The 21,059-nt window shown below is 45.9% G+C and carries 21 protein-coding genes and 2 riboswitches; of the genes, 8 read left to right on the top strand and 13 right to left on the bottom strand.

All coding sequences use genetic code 11. From position 1 onward, the window contains the following. Positions 1-71 precede the first annotated feature (71 nt). Together motA and motB are read left to right on the top strand one after the other, a co-directional pair. On the top strand, positions 72-887 hold the full coding sequence (gene motA / locus G9F75_RS08160) for a flagellar motor stator protein MotA (protein ID WP_007408461.1): 816 nt from the start codon (positions 72-74) through the stop codon (positions 885-887). After that, a complete protein-coding gene (gene motB / locus G9F75_RS08155; RefSeq protein ID WP_017417652.1) occupies positions 859-1,644 on the top strand; it encodes a flagellar motor protein MotB in 786 nt (261 codons plus the stop codon). Before motA ends, motB begins: the two co-directional genes overlap by 29 nt. A 35-nt stretch (positions 1,645-1,679) precedes the next feature. Here the strand turns inward: motB and mhqR are convergent, their stop codons facing one another. After that, a complete protein-coding gene (gene mhqR, locus G9F75_RS08150; protein WP_003154686.1) occupies positions 1,680-2,126 on the bottom strand; it encodes a MarR family transcriptional regulator MhqR in 447 nt (148 codons plus the stop codon). Between the two features lie 198 nt (positions 2,127-2,324). Between mhqR and G9F75_RS08145 the strand changes: the two genes are divergently transcribed. Then, a complete protein-coding gene (locus G9F75_RS08145) occupies positions 2,325-3,842 on the top strand; it encodes a sporulation kinase KinD (protein ID WP_029974827.1) in 1,518 nt (505 codons plus the stop codon). A gap of 211 nt (positions 3,843-4,053) precedes the next feature. Here the strand turns inward: G9F75_RS08145 and spo0E are convergent, their stop codons facing one another. The 6 genes from spo0E to G9F75_RS08115 all read right to left on the bottom strand — a co-directional run bounded on the left by spo0E (position 4,054) and on the right by G9F75_RS08115 (position 9,063). Next, complete coding sequence (gene spo0E, locus G9F75_RS08140; RefSeq protein ID WP_003154690.1) at positions 4,054-4,314, bottom strand: aspartyl-phosphate phosphatase Spo0E; 261 nt, start codon at positions 4,312-4,314, stop codon at positions 4,054-4,056. A gap of 280 nt (positions 4,315-4,594) precedes the next feature. Then, positions 4,595-5,131, bottom strand: coding sequence for a 1,2-dihydroxy-3-keto-5-methylthiopentene dioxygenase (locus G9F75_RS08135; RefSeq protein WP_029974828.1), 537 nt, complete (start codon positions 5,129-5,131; stop codon positions 4,595-4,597). A 15-nt stretch (positions 5,132-5,146) separates the two neighbouring features. Continuing rightward, entirely contained in the window at positions 5,147-5,776 is a 630-nt protein-coding gene (locus G9F75_RS08130) for a methylthioribulose 1-phosphate dehydratase (RefSeq protein ID WP_061862129.1), read from the bottom strand. Continuing rightward, on the bottom strand, positions 5,734-6,438 hold the full coding sequence (mtnX, locus tag G9F75_RS08125; RefSeq protein WP_154817629.1) for a 2-hydroxy-3-keto-5-methylthiopentenyl-1-phosphate phosphatase: 705 nt from the start codon (positions 6,436-6,438) through the stop codon (positions 5,734-5,736). The genes G9F75_RS08130 and mtnX overlap by 43 nt, the downstream gene beginning before the upstream one ends. Then, positions 6,435-7,649 carry a 2,3-diketo-5-methylthiopentyl-1-phosphate enolase gene (mtnW, locus tag G9F75_RS08120; RefSeq protein ID WP_038461403.1) on the bottom strand — a complete coding sequence of 405 codons (1,215 nt, stop codon included), beginning with the start codon at positions 7,647-7,649 and terminating at the stop codon, positions 6,435-6,437. Before mtnW ends, mtnX begins: the two co-directional genes overlap by 4 nt. 81 nt (positions 7,650-7,730) lie before the next feature. After that, positions 7,731-7,830, bottom strand: a riboswitch (SAM riboswitch). Positions 7,831-7,866: 36 nt separating this feature from the next. Then, a complete protein-coding gene (locus tag G9F75_RS08115; RefSeq protein ID WP_167409033.1) occupies positions 7,867-9,063 on the bottom strand; it encodes a pyridoxal phosphate-dependent aminotransferase in 1,197 nt (398 codons plus the stop codon). Between the two features lie 91 nt (positions 9,064-9,154). Between G9F75_RS08115 and G9F75_RS08110 the strand changes: the two genes are divergently transcribed. The 3 genes from G9F75_RS08110 to mtnA all read left to right on the top strand — a co-directional run bounded on the left by G9F75_RS08110 (position 9,155) and on the right by mtnA (position 12,543). Beyond that, on the top strand, positions 9,155-9,934 hold the full coding sequence (locus tag G9F75_RS08110) for a carbon-nitrogen family hydrolase (RefSeq protein WP_167409032.1): 780 nt from the start codon (positions 9,155-9,157) through the stop codon (positions 9,932-9,934). Positions 9,935-10,026: 92 nt separating this feature from the next. Then, a riboswitch (SAM riboswitch) is annotated at positions 10,027-10,181 on the top strand. 109 nt (positions 10,182-10,290) lie between these two features. Continuing rightward, complete coding sequence (mtnK, locus tag G9F75_RS08105; RefSeq protein ID WP_014417574.1) at positions 10,291-11,475, top strand: S-methyl-5-thioribose kinase; 1,185 nt, start codon at positions 10,291-10,293, stop codon at positions 11,473-11,475. A gap of 6 nt (positions 11,476-11,481) precedes the next feature. Continuing rightward, a complete protein-coding gene (mtnA, locus tag G9F75_RS08100) occupies positions 11,482-12,543 on the top strand; it encodes an S-methyl-5-thioribose-1-phosphate isomerase (RefSeq protein WP_017417644.1) in 1,062 nt (353 codons plus the stop codon). 241 nt (positions 12,544-12,784) lie between these two features. Here the strand turns inward: mtnA and G9F75_RS08095 are convergent, their stop codons facing one another. Together G9F75_RS08095 and G9F75_RS08090 are read right to left on the bottom strand one after the other, a co-directional pair. Beyond that, positions 12,785-13,282 carry a methylated-DNA--[protein]-cysteine S-methyltransferase gene (locus tag G9F75_RS08095; RefSeq protein WP_007610941.1) on the bottom strand — a complete coding sequence of 166 codons (498 nt, stop codon included), beginning with the start codon at positions 13,280-13,282 and terminating at the stop codon, positions 12,785-12,787. Then, a complete protein-coding gene (locus tag G9F75_RS08090; RefSeq protein ID WP_095061351.1) occupies positions 13,279-15,498 on the bottom strand; it encodes a PAS domain-containing sensor histidine kinase in 2,220 nt (739 codons plus the stop codon). Before G9F75_RS08090 ends, G9F75_RS08095 begins: the two co-directional genes overlap by 4 nt. A gap of 255 nt (positions 15,499-15,753) precedes the next feature. Here G9F75_RS08090 and G9F75_RS08085 point away from each other — a divergent pair, with 255 nt between their 5' ends. Beyond that, entirely contained in the window at positions 15,754-16,776 is a 1,023-nt protein-coding gene (locus G9F75_RS08085) for an acyltransferase family protein (RefSeq protein ID WP_014417570.1), read from the top strand. Between the two features lie 41 nt (positions 16,777-16,817). Here the strand turns inward: G9F75_RS08085 and G9F75_RS08080 are convergent, their stop codons facing one another. The 4 genes from G9F75_RS08080 to htpX form a co-directional block, all read right to left on the bottom strand. Then, the gene (locus G9F75_RS08080; RefSeq protein ID WP_014417569.1) at positions 16,818-16,988 is read right to left on the bottom strand and encodes a hypothetical protein; all 171 of its coding nucleotides are present in this window, start codon (positions 16,986-16,988) and stop codon (positions 16,818-16,820) included. Position 16,989: 1 nt separating this feature from the next. After that, on the bottom strand, positions 16,990-17,664 hold the full coding sequence (locus G9F75_RS08075; protein ID WP_072177543.1) for a DUF421 domain-containing protein: 675 nt from the start codon (positions 17,662-17,664) through the stop codon (positions 16,990-16,992). Between the two features lie 94 nt (positions 17,665-17,758). Then, entirely contained in the window at positions 17,759-19,111 is a 1,353-nt protein-coding gene (locus G9F75_RS08070) for a TrkH family potassium uptake protein (RefSeq protein ID WP_007408478.1), read from the bottom strand. A gap of 158 nt (positions 19,112-19,269) precedes the next feature. Continuing rightward, the gene (htpX, locus tag G9F75_RS08065) at positions 19,270-20,163 is read right to left on the bottom strand and encodes a protease HtpX (protein ID WP_007407207.1); all 894 of its coding nucleotides are present in this window, start codon (positions 20,161-20,163) and stop codon (positions 19,270-19,272) included. A 148-nt stretch (positions 20,164-20,311) separates the two neighbouring features. Here htpX and G9F75_RS08060 point away from each other — a divergent pair, with 148 nt between their 5' ends. Further along, the gene (locus G9F75_RS08060) at positions 20,312-21,013 is read left to right on the top strand and encodes a DUF1836 domain-containing protein (RefSeq protein WP_014417567.1); all 702 of its coding nucleotides are present in this window, start codon (positions 20,312-20,314) and stop codon (positions 21,011-21,013) included. Positions 21,014-21,059: the final 46 nt, after the last annotated feature.

The following is a 21,059-nucleotide window of genomic DNA, read 5'->3' as shown; positions in this document are numbered from 1 at the left end:
CACCCTAAAGTTCCATGCACTGCCACCGATATTAACCATAGAAAGCTAGTATAAAGGATTTGGTGAAAACTATGGATAAAACATCGATTATCGGTATCATCCTCGCCTTGATTGCTTTAAGCGTGGGCATGGTGCTGAAAGGGGTCAGCTTAAGCGCACTCGCTAACCCGGCAGCTATTCTGATTATTTTGTTCGGTACGATTTCTGCGGTGATCATCGCATTCCCCGGAAAAGAAATCAAAAAAGTGCCTGCCCTTTTTAAAGTGCTGTTTAAAGAAAACAAACAGCTGACAATTGCGCAATTAATTCCTATGTTCTCTCAATGGGCGCAAATCGCCAGACGTGAAGGTCTGCTCGCATTGGAAGCAAGCATTGAAGACGTGGATGACGCATTTTTGAAAAACGGCCTGAGCATGGCGGTTGACGGACAAAGCGCAGAATTTATCAGAGATATTATGACTGAGGAAGTTGAAGCGATGGAAGACAGACACCAGGCCGGCGCAGCCATCTTTACACAAGCCGGCACATATGCGCCGACACTCGGCGTTTTGGGTGCGGTCATCGGCCTTATCGCCGCTCTTTCCAACATGAACAACACCGAGGCGCTCGGACATGCCATCAGTGCGGCGTTTGTCGCCACCCTTCTCGGGATTTTCACAGGATATGTACTATGGCATCCCTTCGCCAACAAACTGAAACGCAAATCAAAGCAGGAAGTCAAACTGCGTGAAATCATGATCGAAGGCGTTCTGTCAGTGCTTGAAGGACAGGCTCCGAAAGTGATCGAACAAAAACTTCTCATGTATCTTCCTGCGAATGAACGCGCAAAAGTCGCTGAACAAGAAGGAGAGGCAAACAATGGCGAGAAAAAAGAAGAAGAAGCATGATGACGAGCATGTGGATGAGTCTTGGCTGATCCCGTACGCGGATTTGCTCACCCTTCTTTTGGCTCTGTTCATTGTATTGTTCGCCATGAGCTCGGTCGATGCGGCGAAATTCCAAATGCTGTCTAAATCATTTAACGCCGTGTTTACCGGAGGCACGGGTGTTCTTGAATATTCAAGCCTCACCCCTCCTGAAAACGAAAAAGACGGCGTTGATCAGTTAAAAAAAGACAAGGAAAAAGATAAAGAACAGAAAAAGAAAGAAAGAGAAGCAGCCGACCGCGAAGAACTTGAAGGCGTGCAAAAGCAAGTCAATCAATTTATAAAAAATAAAAAGCTTGAAACTCAGCTTGAAACAAAGCTGACTAAAGAAGGACTCTTAATTACGATTAAAGACAGTATCTTTTTTGATTCCGGACGGGCGGATATCCGTCAGGAAGATATTCCGCTTGCCAAGGAAATCTCGAATCTCCTTGTGCTGAATCCGCCGAGGAACATTATCATCAGCGGACATACGGACAATGTACCGATTAAAAACTCACAATATCAATCTAACTGGCATTTAAGCGTCATGCGGGCCGTCAACTTCATGGCTATTCTGACAGAAAACCCGAAACTTGACGCAAAAGTTTTCAGCGCCAAAGGTTTCGGAGAGTATAAACCGGCCGTGTCGAACAAAACCGCTGAAGGGCGCAGCAAAAACAGGCGCGTCGAGGTATTGATACAGCCTAGAAACGCCGCGACTGACCAAAATCAGTAATATAAAAAAGGAAGCCTTTCAAATGGCTTCCTTTTTTATTTCTGATGAAAATGTTTAGCGTTTAATCCCACTCTTTTCAGCATTTCCGTACACATTTCTATCTCTTCATCACTCAGCACACTGATCATTTCTTTAATTTCTTCAGCATGATCAGGGAAAATATCGTCCAAAAGACGGATTCCCTTTTCGGAAATCTGTGCGAAAGTCACTCTTCTGTCAGTCGGCGAAGCTTTTCTGATGAGAAGTTCTTTTTTCTCTAATTTGTCAACAACGTATGTAATACTTCCGCTCGCTAATAAAATTTTGTCGCCGATCTGCTGAAGCGGCTGGTTGCCTTTGTGGTACAGCAGCTCAAGCACCGCAAATTCCGTCGGGTTCAGGCCGTGCTTATGAATATGTTTATTCATATGGTCGTTAATAGATCGGTACGCACGTGACAGTACAATAAATAATTTCAATGAGTTTTCTGTTTTATCCGTCATACATTCAATCATCCTTTTACAAAAGAAACCGTTACAGAGAAACATTAATAAACAAAATGAAAAATGTCAACAAAAATGTTTCCAAAATTTCTCTTCTTTTTGTCTGACCTTAATAAAATAATTTGTTTTTCTATCATTTTGGTTATTTTTTCTTATTAAAGAAGTATAAAAATGATATAATACCTCTATTCAAGTGTAATGTTGGAGCGATGCAGAGTGAATACATTTAAAGGTGCCCGGGGAAAGATCAAGCTTTATCTCATATTGGTGATCATCCCGGCACTTATTATCAGCTTTTTCATTTATGAAAAAGAAAAGCAGAAAATAGCCGATAAACACATACAGGAAGCCAGTATGATGCTCAACCTTCACCGCAATAAGCTCAATTATTTAATCGGTGAAACAAAAGCCCGGATGACAACACTTGCGATCGCTGTCGATAAGCCTGTCAATGAAGAAAAGATCATTGACATTCTCGATCAGGCTTTTGAGGATGAACCCAGATTCAGCGGTCTGTATATGCTGAATTCCAAAGGTGATGTCATCGCAAGCACAACTGATCTGAAATCAAAGGTGAATTTGGCCGACAGACCGTATTTTACGAAGGCGAAAAAGACGAAAAAAACGGTCATCACAAATGACTACTCCAGCAGAATTACAGGCCAGCGCATCTTCACGATCTGCGTGCCGGTGTTAGACGCAAAACGGGAAGTCACGGATTATTTAGTAGCCGCCATACAAGTCGATTATTTGAGAAATATGATCAATATGCTGAGCCCTGACGTTTATGTCAAGGCAACCAATCAGAATAAAGTGATATTTGCCAGCGGACGGGCTGATCAATCAGAAGGTGTGAAACCGGTCAGCGGCTATCTGGATGATATTAATTGGAATATCAATGTTTATCCGAAACCGGTTGAGCTGAATGAGCTGACCAAAAGCGTGCTGCTGCCGATGTCCAGTATTGCCGTGCTGCTGAATATTCTGTTCATCCTCGTTCAATATTATCTGCTTAAGCGCAAGACCCAGCTGGAGCGTGCTCAAAATGAAGCGCAGAAATTGGAGCTGATCGGAACGCTTGCCGCCAGCACCGCCCATGAAATCCGCAACCCGCTTACAGGGATCAGCGGCTTCATTCAGCTTTTGCAGAAAAAATACAAATCGGAGGAAGATCAGCTGTATTTCTCAATTATTGAGCAGGAGATTAAACGGATCAATCAGATTGTCAGTGAGTTTTTAGTGCTTGGAAAACCCACTGCTGAACGGTTGGAAGTGAACTCGCTGCAGGATATTCTTGATGAGATTATGCCGATTATTTATTCTGAAGGGAATCTGTATAATGTGGAAGTGAATGTGGAGATTCTCGTCAATCGGCCGCTCAAGGTCAACTGCACGAAAGACCATATTAAACAGGTGATTTTAAATGTCGCGAAAAACGCGCTGGAATCCATGCAGGAAGGCGGCCGGCTGTCCATCTATTTAGAAGCCCGCGATCATAAAGCAGTCATTAAGGTGGCCGACAACGGAATGGGCATTTCTGAAGATATGCTTGAGCACATTTTTCTTCCGTTTGTAACGTCAAAGGAAAAAGGCACCGGCCTCGGCCTTGTCGTATGTAAACGAATCATGCTGATGTACGGCGGTTCGATTGACATTCAAAGCGAAGTCGATAAGGGCACAGAGGTCACCATTGCCCTCCCTGCCGCTTCTCGATGAAAAAAACACCCTGGATCGGGGTGTTTTTTTATTTAAAGAAGAATATGTGTAAGAGGATATACCAGAGGAACGGCATCATAGCCGGCAGATAGTACGAGGCGCTTCGTGAGCCGTGCCAGCGGAAAAATCTGCTGACTGTACGCGGTCATCTTTCGGATGCGGCGCTTGATCAGGAAGCGCATTCAGTCTTCGTTATCTGTTTTATCATCAATCATTTGTTTGCTTCATATGCAGGCATGACGTCACCGCGGGAGAACAAGCCTATTTTCTTCACAAGGCCCTGTATTCCTTGGTGATGTGTACGATCACGGTTTACCAGCTGCTGATACGCGTTCATCAGACAGTCCAGTTCCTGGCTGTGCCTGATCGTGTCATATCCTGTAAACCCTTGCCTGTTAGCTGCATCTATCATCATTTTTCTTTTTTTATCAATAGATACAAGCAATTTTTCTTGTTCAGAATAACTGCCCATTCACTTCACCCCTCACCGCTAAAAGAATAGGAAACAAGTTTGATTGGGTTATTGAGCATTATTACAGATTATACTTTATTTGTAAACATTTTTTTACTAAATAACTTATTTTTTCATTTCATATTGGAATCTTTAGCATGAATACGAGAATAATACCCATTCGGGTAATGATATAAACAGAATGCGGCATATTCAAGATTTAAAAAACAGCCACAGCTGACTTTATATTACAATAAAAAACCTCTCATGCCGGTGGGTGCATGAGAGGTTCGGGCGTCTATCAGTTTTGCACACTTTCATTTTCGTAAATCGGCACCCAGCCCTCAGTCGTCACAAAGATTCGGATTGCGACGACCCGGCGGTCTTCCTGAAGCGTAAAGTAGTGGCGGATGTTCTCCGGAACTGAAATCAAATCTCCCGGATTTAAACGGACGTCGAAAAATGTGCCGTCTTTGCCTTGAATGACGAAGATGCCGTGTCCGCTGACGATAAAGCGGACTTCATCATCCGTGTGGTGATGTTCTCTTTGGAAATTTTTTAATAATTCATCAAGATTCGGCGTGGTATCTGATAAAGAAATGACATCCTGAGACTGATATCCGCGCCGGGCTGAAATGTCCTGAATCTCCGTGTCAAACGCCGCGAGAATCCGTTCTTTTTCATCTTCGGTTAGATCGTATTTTTCCGAAAGCTCAGACGGAAGTTTTTCAATGTTCCACTGCTCATAGATTACCTCTTGCTCGTCTAAGAAGCGCGCTACTTCTTCCTGATGTTCAATGATCGTATTCTTTTCGTCATGAATTCTGATGGTCGCCATTTTCTATTCCTCCTTTTATTTTACCAGCTGCGGACGAAGTGCCAGAAGCTTGAGGTGACAGCTGAATAAAAATTCATAGGCTTCCAGCACCCTTTTCGCTTCAAATGCGGTCCGCCCCCATGCCGTAATGCCGTGATTGCGGATTAACACCGCGCCTGATCCGGCGTCCGCATGGTGCGCGAAATTTTCGGCCAATGCCGGGATGTGCGCCGGATTGTCAATGATCGGAACGGTCACGGACGCGTTTTCCTCCCATAATCCGAGCGCCTTAATCATCTCCTGCCCCTGAAAAGTGATTTGTTTTTCATCCCCGTAAAGCTCTGAGATGACATTATTATTGACGGTATGGACATGCAGACAGCAGCCGGCGTCTGTCTTTTGGTATAAGTAAGTATGGAGAAGCGTTTCCGCTGAGGGTTTTAAAGAATGGCCGGTCTCAGCGGGCTTCCCGTTCTCATCGATTAAGAGAAAATCTTCGTCTGTTTCTTTTCGTTTGTCTTTTCCGCTCGCCGTAACGAGAAAAGTCAGCGGCCCGTCGGATACTTTGATGGAAAGATTCCCGCTCGTTGCCGGGAACCAGTCTCTTTCGGCCAGCTCGCGCTTTACCTCAGCAAGTTCGCGCCAGCGTTCTTCTTTTGCAGCCATGCCTGCACCTCCCCGATGTTTTCAATGCCTGTTTTCACCTCATGAAAATCTTGAAAAGGCAGATGCCGGAGGCCGAGTTCTTTGCATTCAGTCAAAAGATAATCTCTCGCAAAACACATATCGGATAACTTTGCAGCCTCGACATCCGTGACCGAATCACCGATCATAACGAGAAATTTCTGCTGATCGGATAGCTTCCGGATGACTGACGGTTTGCAGCAGCCGCATTGATTGGTACAGTCTCCGTCACAGGCATGCGGCCAGTCTATATGAATATATTCATTGTCAAAGGATGCATGATTGCAGAAAATCCGCTCCTTTTCTACGATCCCTTCCAAAAGCGGATGCACAAAAAAGTCCATTCCTCCGCTTACGATATAAAACGGGAGGTCGTTTGAGCGGACAAACGAGACAAAATCCAAAAAGCCGTCCCGTATTTTCGCATCCTTCAGGATAAAGCCGGTCAGTTCTTCTTTTAAGCTGCTCGGCAGCAGTCCGAACATCCGGCCGACTCCTTCTTGGATTGATATGCTTTTAGACAGAACACCGTCTTTTAATTCAAGCCACTCAGGAGGCGCGAATTCTTTCATCATGCTGACAATGTTGTCGTTCATGGTGACCGTTCCGTCGAAATCACAAATAATCAGCGGTGTGCGGGTCATACGGCTTCCACCCTTCCCCATTTGTCTAATGCGAGCTGAAGATCTTTGCACGACGCGGCTTTTTCTTCAATCGGCTGCGCTTCAAGCACCGCATCAATGACGGCGCGGAACGCTTTTCCGCCACCCTCGGCTCCTTTCGGGTGGCCGTGAATGCCTCCGCCGGCATTGATGATGTGATCGATGCCGAAATCGCGCATCAATAATGGCACCATACCGGGATGAATGCCTGCTGACGGGACGGCAAACGACGGATGAAAGACATCGTCTTTTACACATTCATCATGGATTGCAAGCGCGGACTCCTTCGGAAGAGCAACGGTTCCGTAAGGTGACGGAAATAAGCTGAAATCAGCGCCGCAATAGCGGTTCAGCTTGCCGAGCAAAAGCGCATGCGACAAGCCGTAAACGGGAGATGATGTGAACGCGCCGCTGACTGCCGGATGCGCCATGATCGGAAGCGGGATTTCCCTGTCTTCAGCAAGGCTCTGCATCACATCTAAACCGTAAGCGAACACATTCAATAAAAGCGCGTCCGCCCCGAGTTCTGCCGCGCGCCTCGCTTTATCCCGCAATTCAGCGGTCCTTCCCGTAAGGTTTACGGCATACAGCGTTTTATGCCCCGTCTCCTCCCGGGTTTCCTTCAGGACTTGTTTTCCTTCGATAATGCGGGTTTCAAACGGAGCCAGTTCATTTTCAAAGAAAATTTCGTCATCTTTAATAAGATCCACGCCGCCGAGCGCCTGCTGTCTGAGCTGTTCTTTAATGTCGGCGAGATCCCGTCCGATCACGCCTTTAAATATGCTCATCAGAAGCGGTCTTTCAAATTCGCCCAGCAGTTTGCGGATGCCGTATATACCGAATTTCGGCCCGGGAAGGGAGCGTTTAAACCCTTCGGAAAATTCAAGATCAGTCAATTTTATTTTTCCGTCCAGTGACAGCTTTCCGAATACCGTCGTCAGGACGGCCGGAATATCTCTTGAAAAGTTCGCCTCGGGATAGGCGATGGTGATGACGGATTGTTGTTCGTTTTCTGAGGTTCCTTCTTTCTCCTCAACTTTTACGACCCGCCCTTTATGTTTTCTGAGCTGTTCCTGCTTCACCAGGGGCAGGTCAGTCCAGGAGCCTACCGTCAGCCCCGCCGCAATCTGTTCCGCCCGCTTTTCACTGTCCGTTGTGTCTGTCAGAAGATATGTTGCCAATACTTCGCTCATGCGTGAACGCCTCTCTTTCTTTCGCAAAACATAAAAAAACCTCTTCCGTATGAGCAGAAAGAGGCTTCGTGTTATGTCCGAATCTTATCTCTCAGCTCCTGCTGCAAGAATTAGCACCGTGCTTTATCAGTCGGTTGCCGGGCTTCATCGGGCTCGTCCCTCTGCCTGCTCTTGATAAGAATAATGATTTTATAAAGTATTTTGAATTATCGCATTGTTATCCTGATATGTCAATGCTTTTTCGGGTGAAAAGATTCAGTTTCCCGATCCGTTCCGCAGCTTCTTTAAGTCTTTCTTCACTTGTCAGAAGACCGACTCTTATATAGCCTTCCCCCCATTTTCCGAACCCGTTTCCGGCAGCGACCGCGACATCCGCTTTCTCGAGCAGCAGGTCTGAAAACGACTGTGACGTATAACCGTCAGGCACAGGGAGCCATGCAAAAAAGGAGCCCGCCGGAGCCGTCACATCCCAGCCGATATCGCGGCAGGCTTCAATCCATGCATTGCGTCTCGATTCATATCTGTCATTTTGCGCTGCGACGCATGCCTGATCCGCTAAAAGAGCGGCTGCCGCCGCCTGCTGCGCCGCGGGAAACAAACTGACAAACATATGATCCTGATAAAGGTTGATCGCTTCGATGACAGAAGCGTTTCCGACGGCAAATCCGACCCGCCAGCCCGCCATATTATAGGTTTTAGACAAGGTATAGATTTCGATTCCCGTCTCTTTTGCGCCTTCGGTCTGCAAAAAGCTCAGCGGTTTATGCCCGTCAAAGCCGACGGCTCCGTACGCGAAATCATGAACGACACAAATGCCGTTTTGCTCCGCAAAACCGACCGTCTCCTCGAAAAACGCCTCTGTCGCCACAGCGCCGGTCGGATTATTCGGATAATTGAGATACAGCAGCTTCGCCTCGCTCCGCACCTTTTCAGGAATTACGCTGTAATCAGGGAGAAACCCTCTTTCCTCCGTCAGCGGCATCATTTCCATTTTCGCTTTCGCAAGGGCGACGCCTGACCAGTAATCAGGATATCCGGGATCAGGCACCAGAATGGTATCTCTAGGGTTTAAAAGACATTGCGGAAGCTCAACAAGTCCCGCCTTGCCTCCGAACAGCACGGCGACTTCCGTTTCCGGATCAAGCGTGACCCCGTACTCCCTTTCATAAAATGCAGCGGCTGCTTTTTTGAAGCTGTAAGCGCCCCGGAATGATGAGTATTTATGATTTTCCGGCCTTTCGACGGCGCGCTTCATTTCTTCAACGATATGCTGAGGCGTCGGCTGATCAGGGTTTCCCTGCCCTAAATTGATGACGTCTCTGCCTTCTTTCAGCTTTTGATTCACTTTTTGCACCAATGATGCGAAAAATTGTTCCGGCAGCTGTTTGAGTACATCTGAGATTTCAAAGTTCATATTTTCACCTTCTAAAAATGTCTTGAAATGATAGTCCATCATCATATATGGTTAAATAAAAAAAGTAAAGAGAAACTTGAGGTGTTAAAAAATGAAATGGACCGTTTCCTGTTTGCAATTTGATATTTCATACGGAAATCCTTCAGAAAACTTTAAAAAAACAGAATCTTTGATTGAGCAAGAAAGCCGCCATGCGGATGTAATCGTGCTTCCTGAGTTGTGGACGACCGGCTATGATCTCACACGGCTAGATCAGCTGGCGGATGAAAACGGCAAAGTTTCGGAACAATGGCTTAAAGAAACGGCAAAAACATACAACGTACACCTCGTTGCCGGATCTTTTGCGGTCAAAGAAGGCGAAAATGTCTATAACACCATGTACATCGCCGATAACAGCGGACAGATCGTGAAGCGGTATCAGAAAGCACATCTGTTTCAGCTGATGGATGAACACCTTTACTTGTCAGCAGGAAACAGTGACGGTTCCTTTGAGCTTGACGGTGTCAAGTGCGCCGGGCTGATCTGCTATGATATCCGTTTCCCCGAATGGATCAGAAAGCATACGTCCCAGGGCGCGAATGTCCTGTTTATCTCTGCTGAATGGCCTCTGCCCCGCCTTGATCATTGGCGAAGCCTGCTTATCGCCAGAGCAATTGAAAACCAATGTTTTGTCGCAGCCTCTAACTGCACGGGGTCCAATCCCGATAATGAATTTGCCGGCCACAGCCTGATTATTGACCCGTGGGGCCGGATTTTAGCCGAAGGAGACCGGACGGAAGGCGCAGTCCGGGCGGAAATCGATGTGTCAGAAAGCGCGGCCGTTCGCGGAACCATTCCGGTTTTCCAAGACTTGCGGCGTGATTTATATTAATTTTCAAAAAAACGTTGACAAGAATATCCGGCACCTGCTAATATTTTCATCAACTGATTAATCCGAATTGTGATACAAATCAATATATTTTTCTCTTATCGAGAGTTGGGCGAGGGATTGGCCTTTTGACCCCAACAGCAACCGACCGTAATTCCATTGTGAAATGGGGCGCGTACATTTTGCGCCGAGACGATTGTCTCATAAGGCACGGTGCTAATTCCATCAGATGTTATCTGAGAGATAAGAGGCGGACTGCACTGTTTCAGCCTCCTTCTCTTTCAGAGAAGGAGGCTTTTTTTCGGGCGTATTCTCCGTCACGATCTCTTACTGCCACTACATAATTGGAGGGTAAATCCATGTCAGCAACTAAAACAAGTCTTTATGAACAATTAACAGAAAGCTCCGCCGCCGCGTTAGCCGTCAAGCTCGGCTTATTCCAAAGCAAAAGCACTCTGACATGCCGTGAAATCGGCGACGGCAATTTAAATTACGTCTTTCATGTTTACGATAAAGAAAACAAAAAAGGACTGATTATTAAACAGGCAATCCCTTACGCGAAAGTCGTCGGTGAAAGCTGGCCGCTTACCATTGACCGGGCGAGAATCGAAAGCAGCGCCCTCATCCGCCAGGGCGAACACGTGCCGCACCTCGTTCCGGCCGTTTACTATTCCGATACTGAAATGGCCGTCACGGTAATGGAAGACCTCTCCCATTTGCGGATTTCAAGAAAAGGGCTGCTGGAAGGGCAGCATTATCCGAACTTATCGGTTCATATCGGTGAATTTTTAGGGAAAACGCTTTTTTACTCATCCGATTATGCGCTTGATGCGAAAGTAAAGCAGCAGCTCGCAAAGCAGTTTACAAATCCTGAGCTTTGCAATATTACAGAAAGGCTTGTGTTTACAGAACCGTTTCTCGACCATGAGACAAACGATTTTGAAGAGGAGCTGCGCCCATACGCAGAAAAAGTTTGGAACAATTCCCGGCTGAAAGAAGGCGCTGACGAATTGAAAGCCATCTTTCTGAATTCCGCGGAAACATTGGTTCACGGCGATCTGCACACGGGAAGCATCTTCGCCGATGAACATGAAACAAAGGTGATTGATCCCGAGTTTGCTTTCTTCGGACCGATCGGGTTTGACATCGGCCAATTTATCGCCAATCTGCTGTTAAACGCCCTCAGCCGCGACGGTGACGACAGACAGCCGTTATATGACCATACTGCCGCCGTATGGGATACATTTGTGAAAACATTCAGTGAAGCATGGGAGAAAGACTGCTTGCCTTCCCGCAGACACCTGCTGGAAGACACACTGAAAAACGCATTTGAGGAAGCGGTCGGTTTTGCGGGATGCGAATTGATCCGGCGCACGATCGGACTCGCCCATGTGGCTGACTTAGATGAAATCACTCCGTTTGACAAACGAATCGAACGGAAGAAGCTGGCGCTTGACATCGGCGCCTATTATATCGAAAACAGAAAAAAACTGAAGCATATCACCGAGGTTCTGGACCAATTTAAGCTCCGTGTAAAGGAATGATGCAGCATGACCAATGAATTTGCCATCCCCCGTTCTGTGGAATGGAAAGAAACCTACATCCGCATTTTAAATCAGCAAAAGCTTCCCGACGTCACTGAATATGCGGAACTTGAAACAAAGGAAGATGTATTCGACGCGATTGTCACGCTGAAAGTAAGGGGCGCCCCGGCCATCGGTATAACCGCGGCGTTCGGACTCGCGCTCTCCGCCAAGTCATTTGAAGCCCGCGACCTTTCAGATTTCCGACGTCAATTCGCGGATGTCAAAGCGTATTTAAACAGTTCGAGGCCCACTGCCGTCAACCTTGCGTGGGCGCTTGACAGACTTACGGATTCGATCAGGGATGCGATCTCAATCAATGAAGCGAAGACAACGCTCGTTCATGAAGCCATTCAAATTCAGATTGAGGATGAAGAAACATGCCGAATGATCGGCCAAAATGCTCTGCACCTTTTTAATAAAGGCGATCAGATCATGACCATCTGCAATGCGGGCTCGATTGCCACAAGCCGGTACGGTACGGCGCTTGCTCCCTTTTACTTAGCGAAACAAAAAGACCTCGGCCTTCATATCTACGCATGTGAAACAAGACCCGTTCTTCAAGGATCACGGCTGACGGCGTGGGAGCTGATGCAGGGCGGAATTGATGTCACGCTCATTACGGACAGCATGGCCGCCCATACAATGAAGGAAAAACATATTTCTGCGGTCATTGTCGGCGCTGACAGAATTGCAAAAAACGGTGATACGGCCAACAAAATCGGAACGTACGGCCTCGCTATTTTGGCAAACGCCTTTCAAATTCCGTTTTTTGTGGCCGCACCGCTTTCGACATTTGACTTGCAGATTGAAAACGGCGATCAGATTCCGATTGAAGAAAGAGATCCGGATGAAGTCAGACAGATCTCCGGCATACGCACCGCTCCCGAGGATGTTCCGGTCTTCAATCCGGCCTTTGACATCACACCGGGCAGCCTGATTTCCGGCATAATAACCGAGAAAGGAATTGTGACCGGTTCTTACACGGAAGAAATTGAACAATTATTCGCTGACTGCCAGCTGAGCTGAAAAACCGCTGATGATATTGCCTCAGGCAATGTCAGCGGTTTTTTTGTCTGCACAATGTAATCACTTCATCTTTTTGGGCGGCTGTAATGAGATGCATTTTAAAAAACAGCTCTGCATAACCGGCTATCTTTTGCGGACGGCTCATTTTCATCAGGCTTCGTCCTCCTTTTTCATCAGGGCAACTTTTTTCACTTAATAAAATGATATGTCGGACGCGAAAAAACGGAACGTGCCATACGCTTTATTTTTCTTTATAGGATATTTGTTCGATGTTCAGCAGCACCGCTTTTACATCCGTCTTCGTGCCTGCGTATCCCGTTAAGGCGCTGTTTTTGCCGATTACCCGATGGCACGGGATCAAAATCGGCAGCCGGTTTCGTTTATTGGCTTGTCCGATGGCGCGCACCGCTTTCGGTTTTCCGATCGCTTCAGCCATATCGCCGTAGCTTCGGGATTCCCCGTAAGGAATCATCGTCAGCGCGTTCCACACCCTTTCCTGAAAGGGTGTGCCTTTTTGTCTCAGAGGCAGAGAGAATTGCTTTCTTTCTCCTGAAAAATATGATGCCAACTGCTGTTTCGCCTCCGACAGCAAAGCGGTTTCGCACGGCTTTACGCCGGGCGCGTCTTTCCGCCATTCCTCAAAATCTTCCCCGGTGAGAAACAGGCCGGTAATAAAGCTCTCTTCCTCTGTTACGATGACGGTTCCAAACGGCGCTCTTACACTTGTAAAACAGATCATTCCCCGCTCCTTCTTTCTTCCGTATTCTGCCGGATCGGAAGCGTCAAATGAAAAACGGTGCCCTTCCCTTCTTCACTTTCCACATGAATGCGGCCCTGATGCTCTTCGATGATTTTATAACTGACCATGAGGCCGAGGCCCGTTCCCCTGTCTTTTGTCGTGTAAAATGGTTCACCCAGACGTTTTAATTTGTCTTCGGAAATGCCCGTTCCTTCATCTTGAATAGAAATCAAAATGTGGTCTTGATCAGAAGACTGAATGGTCACGTAGATATTGCCGCCGCCCGGCATGACTTCAATGGCGTTTTTTAAAATATTGATAAACACCTGTTTTAATTGATTCGGTTCACAGTAAATCGGCGGGATGTTTCCGGTCAGGTTCAGATGGATCTGCACATTGACAAGATTGGCCTGGGCATTCAAAAGATCAGCCGTGTCTTTCATAATCTGCGTCACGTCTTTTTCTTCATATAGTATCGCTTGGGGTTTCGCTAAAATTAAAAATTCAGTGATGATAGACTCGATGCGTTTTAATTCTGAGGTAATGACGTTAAAGTACAGAGAATATTCGCCTTCAATGCTTCCTTGAAGAAGCTGAATGAACCCTTTCAGCGCCGTCATCGGGTTTCTGATTTCGTGGGCGATGCCCGCCGCCAGCTCCCCTACAACATGAAGAGTATCGGATTTCCGCAGCCTCTCTTCAAGCTCTTTGGCCTCTGTGACATCTTTAAAGATGGCCAGATTCATATTTTGAATGATATTTCTTTTGAAGGAGAATTCCAGTTTGCGGCTGTCGCTGCTGCTTAACAGGAAGGGGATTTCATTATCCATTCCTTCTAAATCAATCTTTCTGGCGGGAACACCCGCGTTTTCAATATCAAATAAAGAAAGAATATCCGGAACGGTGTACGCTCTCAGCTCCTCATCCGGCATACCGAGTATACGGCTTGCGAGAGGATTCGCGTCAATAATGCGGAATTGGTTGTCAAATAAGACCTTGCCGTCCATTGAGCCGTTGAATACTTTTCTGAATTTCAGCTCGCTTTCCCGCAATTCTTTTTCCATGCGCTTACGATCGCTGACATTTCTTAAAATGGTTAAATGCTGACCTTCAAGTATGGTTCGTTTTGATGTGAATTCCAGCTCTTTAAATTGGCCGTTTGCCATCTGAAACAGCATTTCTTCACGGATTTCCCCGTATTTTTCATATTTCTTCTTAATCTGCTTGTATTTTTTCTGCGGATCAACGATAAACGTACATAAATTCGTCTCCACCAGCTTATCCATCGGCAGTTCGAAAATGCGGCACGCCGATTCGTTTGCTTTGGCAATCTTTCCGTCATCAGACCAAATGACAATCGCGTCCATGGCGTTTTCAAAAATTTCGCGGAATCGCTCTTCGCTTTTAAAGAGTTTCAATTCCATCAGCCGTTTCTCTGTTATGTCTCTCATAATGGACATGTAGAACCCGCTGATTAAGTTGGACGTAATCGTAAATTCAAACAGCTTCTCTTCGCCGGACCGAAGCTTGACGGGCAGTTCTCCTTTGGCGTTTCCTTTTCTGCGGAGGGTTTCCCAGATTTCTTTCAGATGCTTTTTGTTTTCTCCGTCGGTAAAATGGCGGAGCGACAGATGGGACAATTCATTCTGGCCGATCTCAAAGCTTTTGCAAAAAGAGAGGTTCGCATCAATAAACCCGCCGTCCTTATCAAACAGCACGATGCCGTCGACAGCCCTGTCAAACAAATCTTTAAACAGCTGCTCGTTCATGGAGAATTCGCGCTCTAATATTTTTTTAGAGGAGATATCCCTCATCACCACAAAAAAATAATCCTCCCCAATTCCGTCTCTGGCGAGGAATTCAATGTATTTCGTCGCGCCGCTGTCAAGCTTAATCGGCACCTCTTTCCACAGATGGCCTTTTTTTAAAAACTTTTTCACGGCCTTATTCAGTTCTTCCTGAGGCACGGAATATAAAAAATCCAGGACGGAGCGGTTAATGAGGTTCTCTGCCTCAATCTGCATCATCCGGGCCGCAGCCTCGTTCGCCTGGACGATTTTCATTTCCTTACGGCATATAAAAATGGCATCAAGCGTGTTATTCATAATCATGTGATACCGGTTCAAATCACTCTTCAGGCGGTCATTTTCCTCTTTCATCCGCTTCAGCTGCTCTTTCAGCGACTCGTTTGTTTGCAAATCCAGAGTTTCAGCCATTCAGTACACTCCTTCTTCAAAAACCTATCCTTCAATATTTCTACAAAATACCTCATCTTCCTTCATTCGCCCTATACATTTCAGAAAATTTCAATGATATGACAAGTTAAAGTCTTTTTCTACGATCCTTACCTCCCCGTTACATCATCCTAACAATCCCTTTTGTCCTCCTTCAATTTTTTGTTTTTTATTTTAAAATGAACACCAACAGGAAATAATCATGCAGTGGATGATTTTTGAAGAGAAGGTGATGCTATGACAAAATCGCGAGACAGTTACTTTGACAACGCCAAGTTTATCTTGATTTTTCTGGTGGTGTTCGGCCATATCCTCCGGTCATTTATTAACGGAAATGAGTTTATGCTCCATCTCTACAAATTCATTTATACTTTTCATATGCCGGCCTTTATCCTGGTTTCCGGCTATTTCGCAAAAAACTTTAAGCGGACAGGTTATGTGAAGAAGCTGGCTGTGAAGCTGATTATTCCGTACCTGATTTTTCAGGGCATTTACTCAGTTTTTTACTATTTGATTCAGGATGAAAGCATGGCAAGCGTCAATCCGATTGATCCGCAGTGGTCTCTCTGGTTTTTAGTCAGCTTATTCTTTTGGAATCTGCTGCTTTATCCCTTTACGAAGCTGCCGAAAATGTGGGCGCTTGGGGCGAGCTGCGGGCTTGCCGTCATGATCGGGTATCTTGATTTTATCAGCAGCACGCTGAGTCTTTCACGGACGTTTGTTTTTCTTCCGATGTTTCTCGTCGGGTTTTATTTAAAGAAACAGCACTTTGATTTGCTTCGGGCTAAAAGAGGCAGGCAGATTGCCGCGGGCGTGCTGGGGATTGTTTTCCTGTTATGCTGGTGCATTGACTTTGATTACTCGTGGCTGTTCGGATCGGAGCCTTATTCCACATTCGGCACAGTGTCGCTGTTGAGCGGTCTGTCGCGCATCGGCTGGTATGTTTTGGCCTTTGCCGCCACTTTCAGCTTTTTGGCGCTCGTTCCGCAAAAGCGTTATTTCTTTACGAAATGGGGGACGAGAACGTTTTACGTATATCTGCTGCATGGATTCATTATAAAAACGCTGCGGCAGATCGGGCTTGAAGATCACTTGTCTGATTATCAGAATTTAGTCATACTCTTAATGTTAACGGCCGCTCTTACGTCCATTCTCTCCAGCAATGCGGTGAAAACGGCCGCACAGCCGTTTATTGAGCTGCGGATAACCGGCTTGCTTGAAGCGGTGAAAGGAACAAGAAACGGTGCTTATTCGAAATAATGCAAAATACCTCTTAAGCGTTGCCGCCTAAGAGGTATTTTTTATTTTTTGCCGTCTTCTTTTTTCTTTGGCTTCGTCTGTTCAAGCGTTTCAATCCATTTTCCGGCGTTATAATCACCGAGCTCGCTTGCAAACTCTTCTTCAAGCAATTTAGGGTCCATCGGCTTTTTATGGTTTTGCATGTCTTTGCTGTGGCGGTTTTTTTTCGTCATGTTACTCGCCTCCTTGTTTGCCGTGTTTTGATTTGCGGTTTGCGCCTCTCAGTCCGGGATCACCGTCATATTGTGTTTTGTATGCATCTTTGTCCATGCTCTCAGTCGGTGTGTTGTTATTGGTTAAAGCTTCATTCTTTGCTGCTTTGCGTTTCATTTGATTTCCTCCTTCTGTCAGCAAATCTGTTTTGAATTCATCAAGCATTTTTTTCAAGTCGCGCACTGTCACGTTTTTGGCCTCATCAATGAGTTCATAGCCGATCTGTCCGTTCGGCTCAAGCAGCACATATTTAAAATCTTGAATGTCTCCGAGGCCTTCCTGTCTGATCCTCATTGACAGCTGATCTTCGGTAAAACGCATTTTTTTTAAGTTTTCCGGGATGATTTTTCCGTTTCTGACAACGGCGACGGTTTTTCCTGAAAATAAAAACTCAAAAAAGCTTGATTTGATTTCTAAATATTCCATCAGGATTAACACCGCAATAAAAATCGCCGCCGCGAAAATGGTTTCCCATAAATTATGTTCAATAAACGGCTGAATAATAATCGAGCCGATCGAAATCATGATGACTGTCTGGGTCACCGACAGCTGGCTGATTGATTTCCGTCCGGCAATCCGCAATAAAAAGGTACCGACCGCTATCATAACTACCGACTTCCAAAATACGGCAAACAATGACGTCACCTCTTTACAAGTAGAATCTCCAAAGAAACTGTTTCCACACATCCATTTTACAGCAATAAAAAACACCGCTTTCTGAAAAGCGGTGTCAGCCGATAATCATTCTTTCCTTCGGATAGTGATAATTTGCTTCGATTTCTTTTCGGCCGATCAAATAAAGGAACGTCAAAATGCCGATCCGGCCGATAAACATCACAATCATGATCACGCATTTTCCGATGTCGCTTAAATGCGGAGTAATCCCGAGCGACAGGCCGGTCGTTCCGAAAGCGGAACACACTTCAAAAAGCAGTCCGAGCAGCGTCTGATTTTTCTCCGTCACGGCCAGAATCAGCGTCGATCCGAACACGAGCAGAATCGCCATCATCGTAACGACCAGCGACTTCATGACATCAGCCTGGTGAAGCTCGCGTTTAAAGACCTTGACCGCTTTATTCCCCCGGGCAAAATGAAACAGAGCAAGAAGGTTAAGCGCAAACGTCGTCGTACGGATTCCGCCGCCGACCGAGCTCGGTGATGCGCCGATAAACATGAGGGCACAGATGAAAAATAATGTCGGCGCCGACAGCTGGCTGATATCAATTGTCGCAAGCCCGCCGCTTCGCGTAGCGGTTGATTGAAAGAGACATAAAAATAAAACATCATGCCAGCTTTTCCCCTTCATGACATGGCTTGCTTCAAGCGCGTAAATGCCCACGGCTCCGAACAAAACGAGCATTCCGAACGTAACGGTCGTAATTTTCGTAAACAGCGTGAATGAATATCTGCGCTGTTTTGAAAACAAAAAGTCCTTTACTTCAACGAGCACCGGAAAACCGATCGCACCGAAAATAATCAGAAGCATCGTAATAAACTGCACGAAATAGTCATGTCTGAACGGGACGAGTGAATTTCCCGTAATATCAAAACCGCCGTTTGTCGTGGCGCTGACGCTCGCAAAGAATCCGTGCAAGTATGCCTGTTCAAACGAATCATAATACGTTAAAAAATATGTTCCTAAGATGATGCCGCCTAAAAACTCGATTAATAAAATCAAAAACAGCACTTGCTTCATCAGGTTGACGATACCGGAAAACTGCGATTGATTCTGATCCACCATGATGAGCTTCCGTTCCCGCAGACCGATCCGTTTGCCCATAATGAGCCAGACGAATGTTCCGAGCGTCATGATGCCGATTCCGCCGAATTGAAGCACGAAAGCCAAAATGACAATCCCGGCCGTGCTGAATGTATCAGCCGTGTTGACGACCGTTAAACCGGTGACACTGACTGAGCTGACAGCCGTAAACAGCGCGTCTATAAACGACCAGCTGGCCCCTTGTTTGTGGGCGGCCGGCAGACTTAGCAAAATAAATGCCACCGTCACAGCAAGAAAATAATATAATGCAATCAGCTGTGCTGGCGACAAGATCTGTATGAATTTCTTCAGTTTTAATTTCATAAGATAGTTCCTTCTGCCTCTCAAATGTAGTACGTAATTATTCTAATGATATTGGGAGAATTTTTAAAGGTCTTTTTAGAAAGATTTTTCATTACCTTATGTAATTTGCCGATCTTTAAACAAAAAACCTCTGAAACGATTGTCAGAGGTTTTGTTGATTATTTTGCTTCCAGCCTGCGAATGCGCTCATCGAGATCAGGGTGTGTGGAGAACAATGACGAATGCTTTTTGCCGTTAATTTTTAACGTCTGCACTGCCGTCTGGTCTTCTTCATTCACATGTCCTGTATAAGACTTCAGCGTACGCAGGGCGTGAATCATTTTATCCTTGCCGGCAAGGTCTGCACCGCCGCGGTCAGCGTGAAACTCTCTGTGGCGCGAGTAGGCGAAGACGACAAGACTGCCGAGAATGGAAAAGATAATCTGAAACACGATCATCGCGATAAAATGCACGACCGGTGCGAGGTCTTCTTTGACAAAGCGGCTTGCAACCCATGCCGCGATTCGGGAAAGGAATACGACGAACGTATTGACGATTCCCTGCAGCAGCGTCATCGTGACCATATCACCGTTTGTGATGTGTGCGACTTCATGGGCAAGAACCCCTTCCACCGCAGCATCATCCATCTGCTGCAATAAACCTGAAGAAACCGCGACAAGCGAACGGCGCTTAGAAGGCCCGGTCGCAAAAGCATTGACCTCCGGGGAATGATAAATGCCGACTTCAGGCATTTTCGTCATCCCTGCGGCACGGGACAATCTGTGCACACGGTCAACCAATTGCTGTTCTTCATAGCTGAGCGACTGTTTCTTCGGATTTAACACCCGGACGCCCATCATCGTTTTGGCCATCCATCTGGACATTCCGAGAGAAATAAAAGAACCGACAAAACCGACGACAAGACTGAACACGAGCAATGCCATCAGATCAATGCGGCCATTTTGTATATACGAGCCGACACCGGTAACGCTTGTAATAATCGTAAGCACAATTCCGATTGTCGTAATGACCAAAAGGTTCGTTAAAATAAACAGAAATATTCTTTTCGCCATAATTACCTCCGTCTTTTTTAAGATCAAAAGAACTTATTTACTTAAATTATAAATGATCTGTTTGAAAATGCAACAATTTCGACGTATGATGTTAATGTAATTCTCAGTGATATTAAAAAGTGAACACGTAATCAATCAGAGGTGAACCATGAACACGTTTAAACTGACCCGAACTGATATGGTCCGGCTTCTTTACGCGTTAAAAGGCCAAGGAGACGCAACTCCTCTCCAAATCTTATTGCACTCAGCGGATATGACCTTGGATGAAGCGGAAAGCCGTCTGCATATCCCTGAATTTCTGACGAGATTCGAACGAAAAAAAGAGAAAAAGGAATACGGGCTTTCAACTAACGAGATTGTCGAGCTGGGAAATCTGTGCGAGCTGACGTCTTTAAAATCAACCGCCGTCCAAAACTGGGTGAAGCGCGATATTAAAGATTTAATCGGCCACCCCTTACTCGGCAAAAAATATACAATTGAACAAGCTGTCATCCTTCTCATTGTACGTGATTTAAAATCAATTTATGACTTCGAACATATACGCGGCATATTAAAAATCGCTTTTAACACGATCACAGACAGATCAGACGACGTCATCAGCCCGATCAGCTACTATGAAAGCTGCGCCCAAGTGATTGATTATCTTCATCATAAGGCAAACCCGCCGATGAAGGAAACGAGCCTGCAGGAGCTCGTCGAAGAGCAGACGGACAAGCTCAAAGGCTGCTTTAAAGAACTCGGAAGCGGACAATGGAACAATATCAGATCCATAATCGCCGTCACGGTGCTCTCCGTTTTGACTTTCCATATTCAAGCCTCAGCCTACAAAATGATCAGCCATTTATTATAATTCATAACGCTTCTTCGCCCCGGTGTCTGCGCCGGGGTTTTTTTGC

The sequence above is a fragment of the Bacillus sp. EKM208B genome (assembly GCF_011800725.1).
GTDB classification, from domain to species: domain Bacteria; phylum Bacillota; class Bacilli; order Bacillales; family Bacillaceae; genus Bacillus; species Bacillus velezensis.
This window is presented reverse-complemented; position numbering and strand designations above follow the sequence as displayed.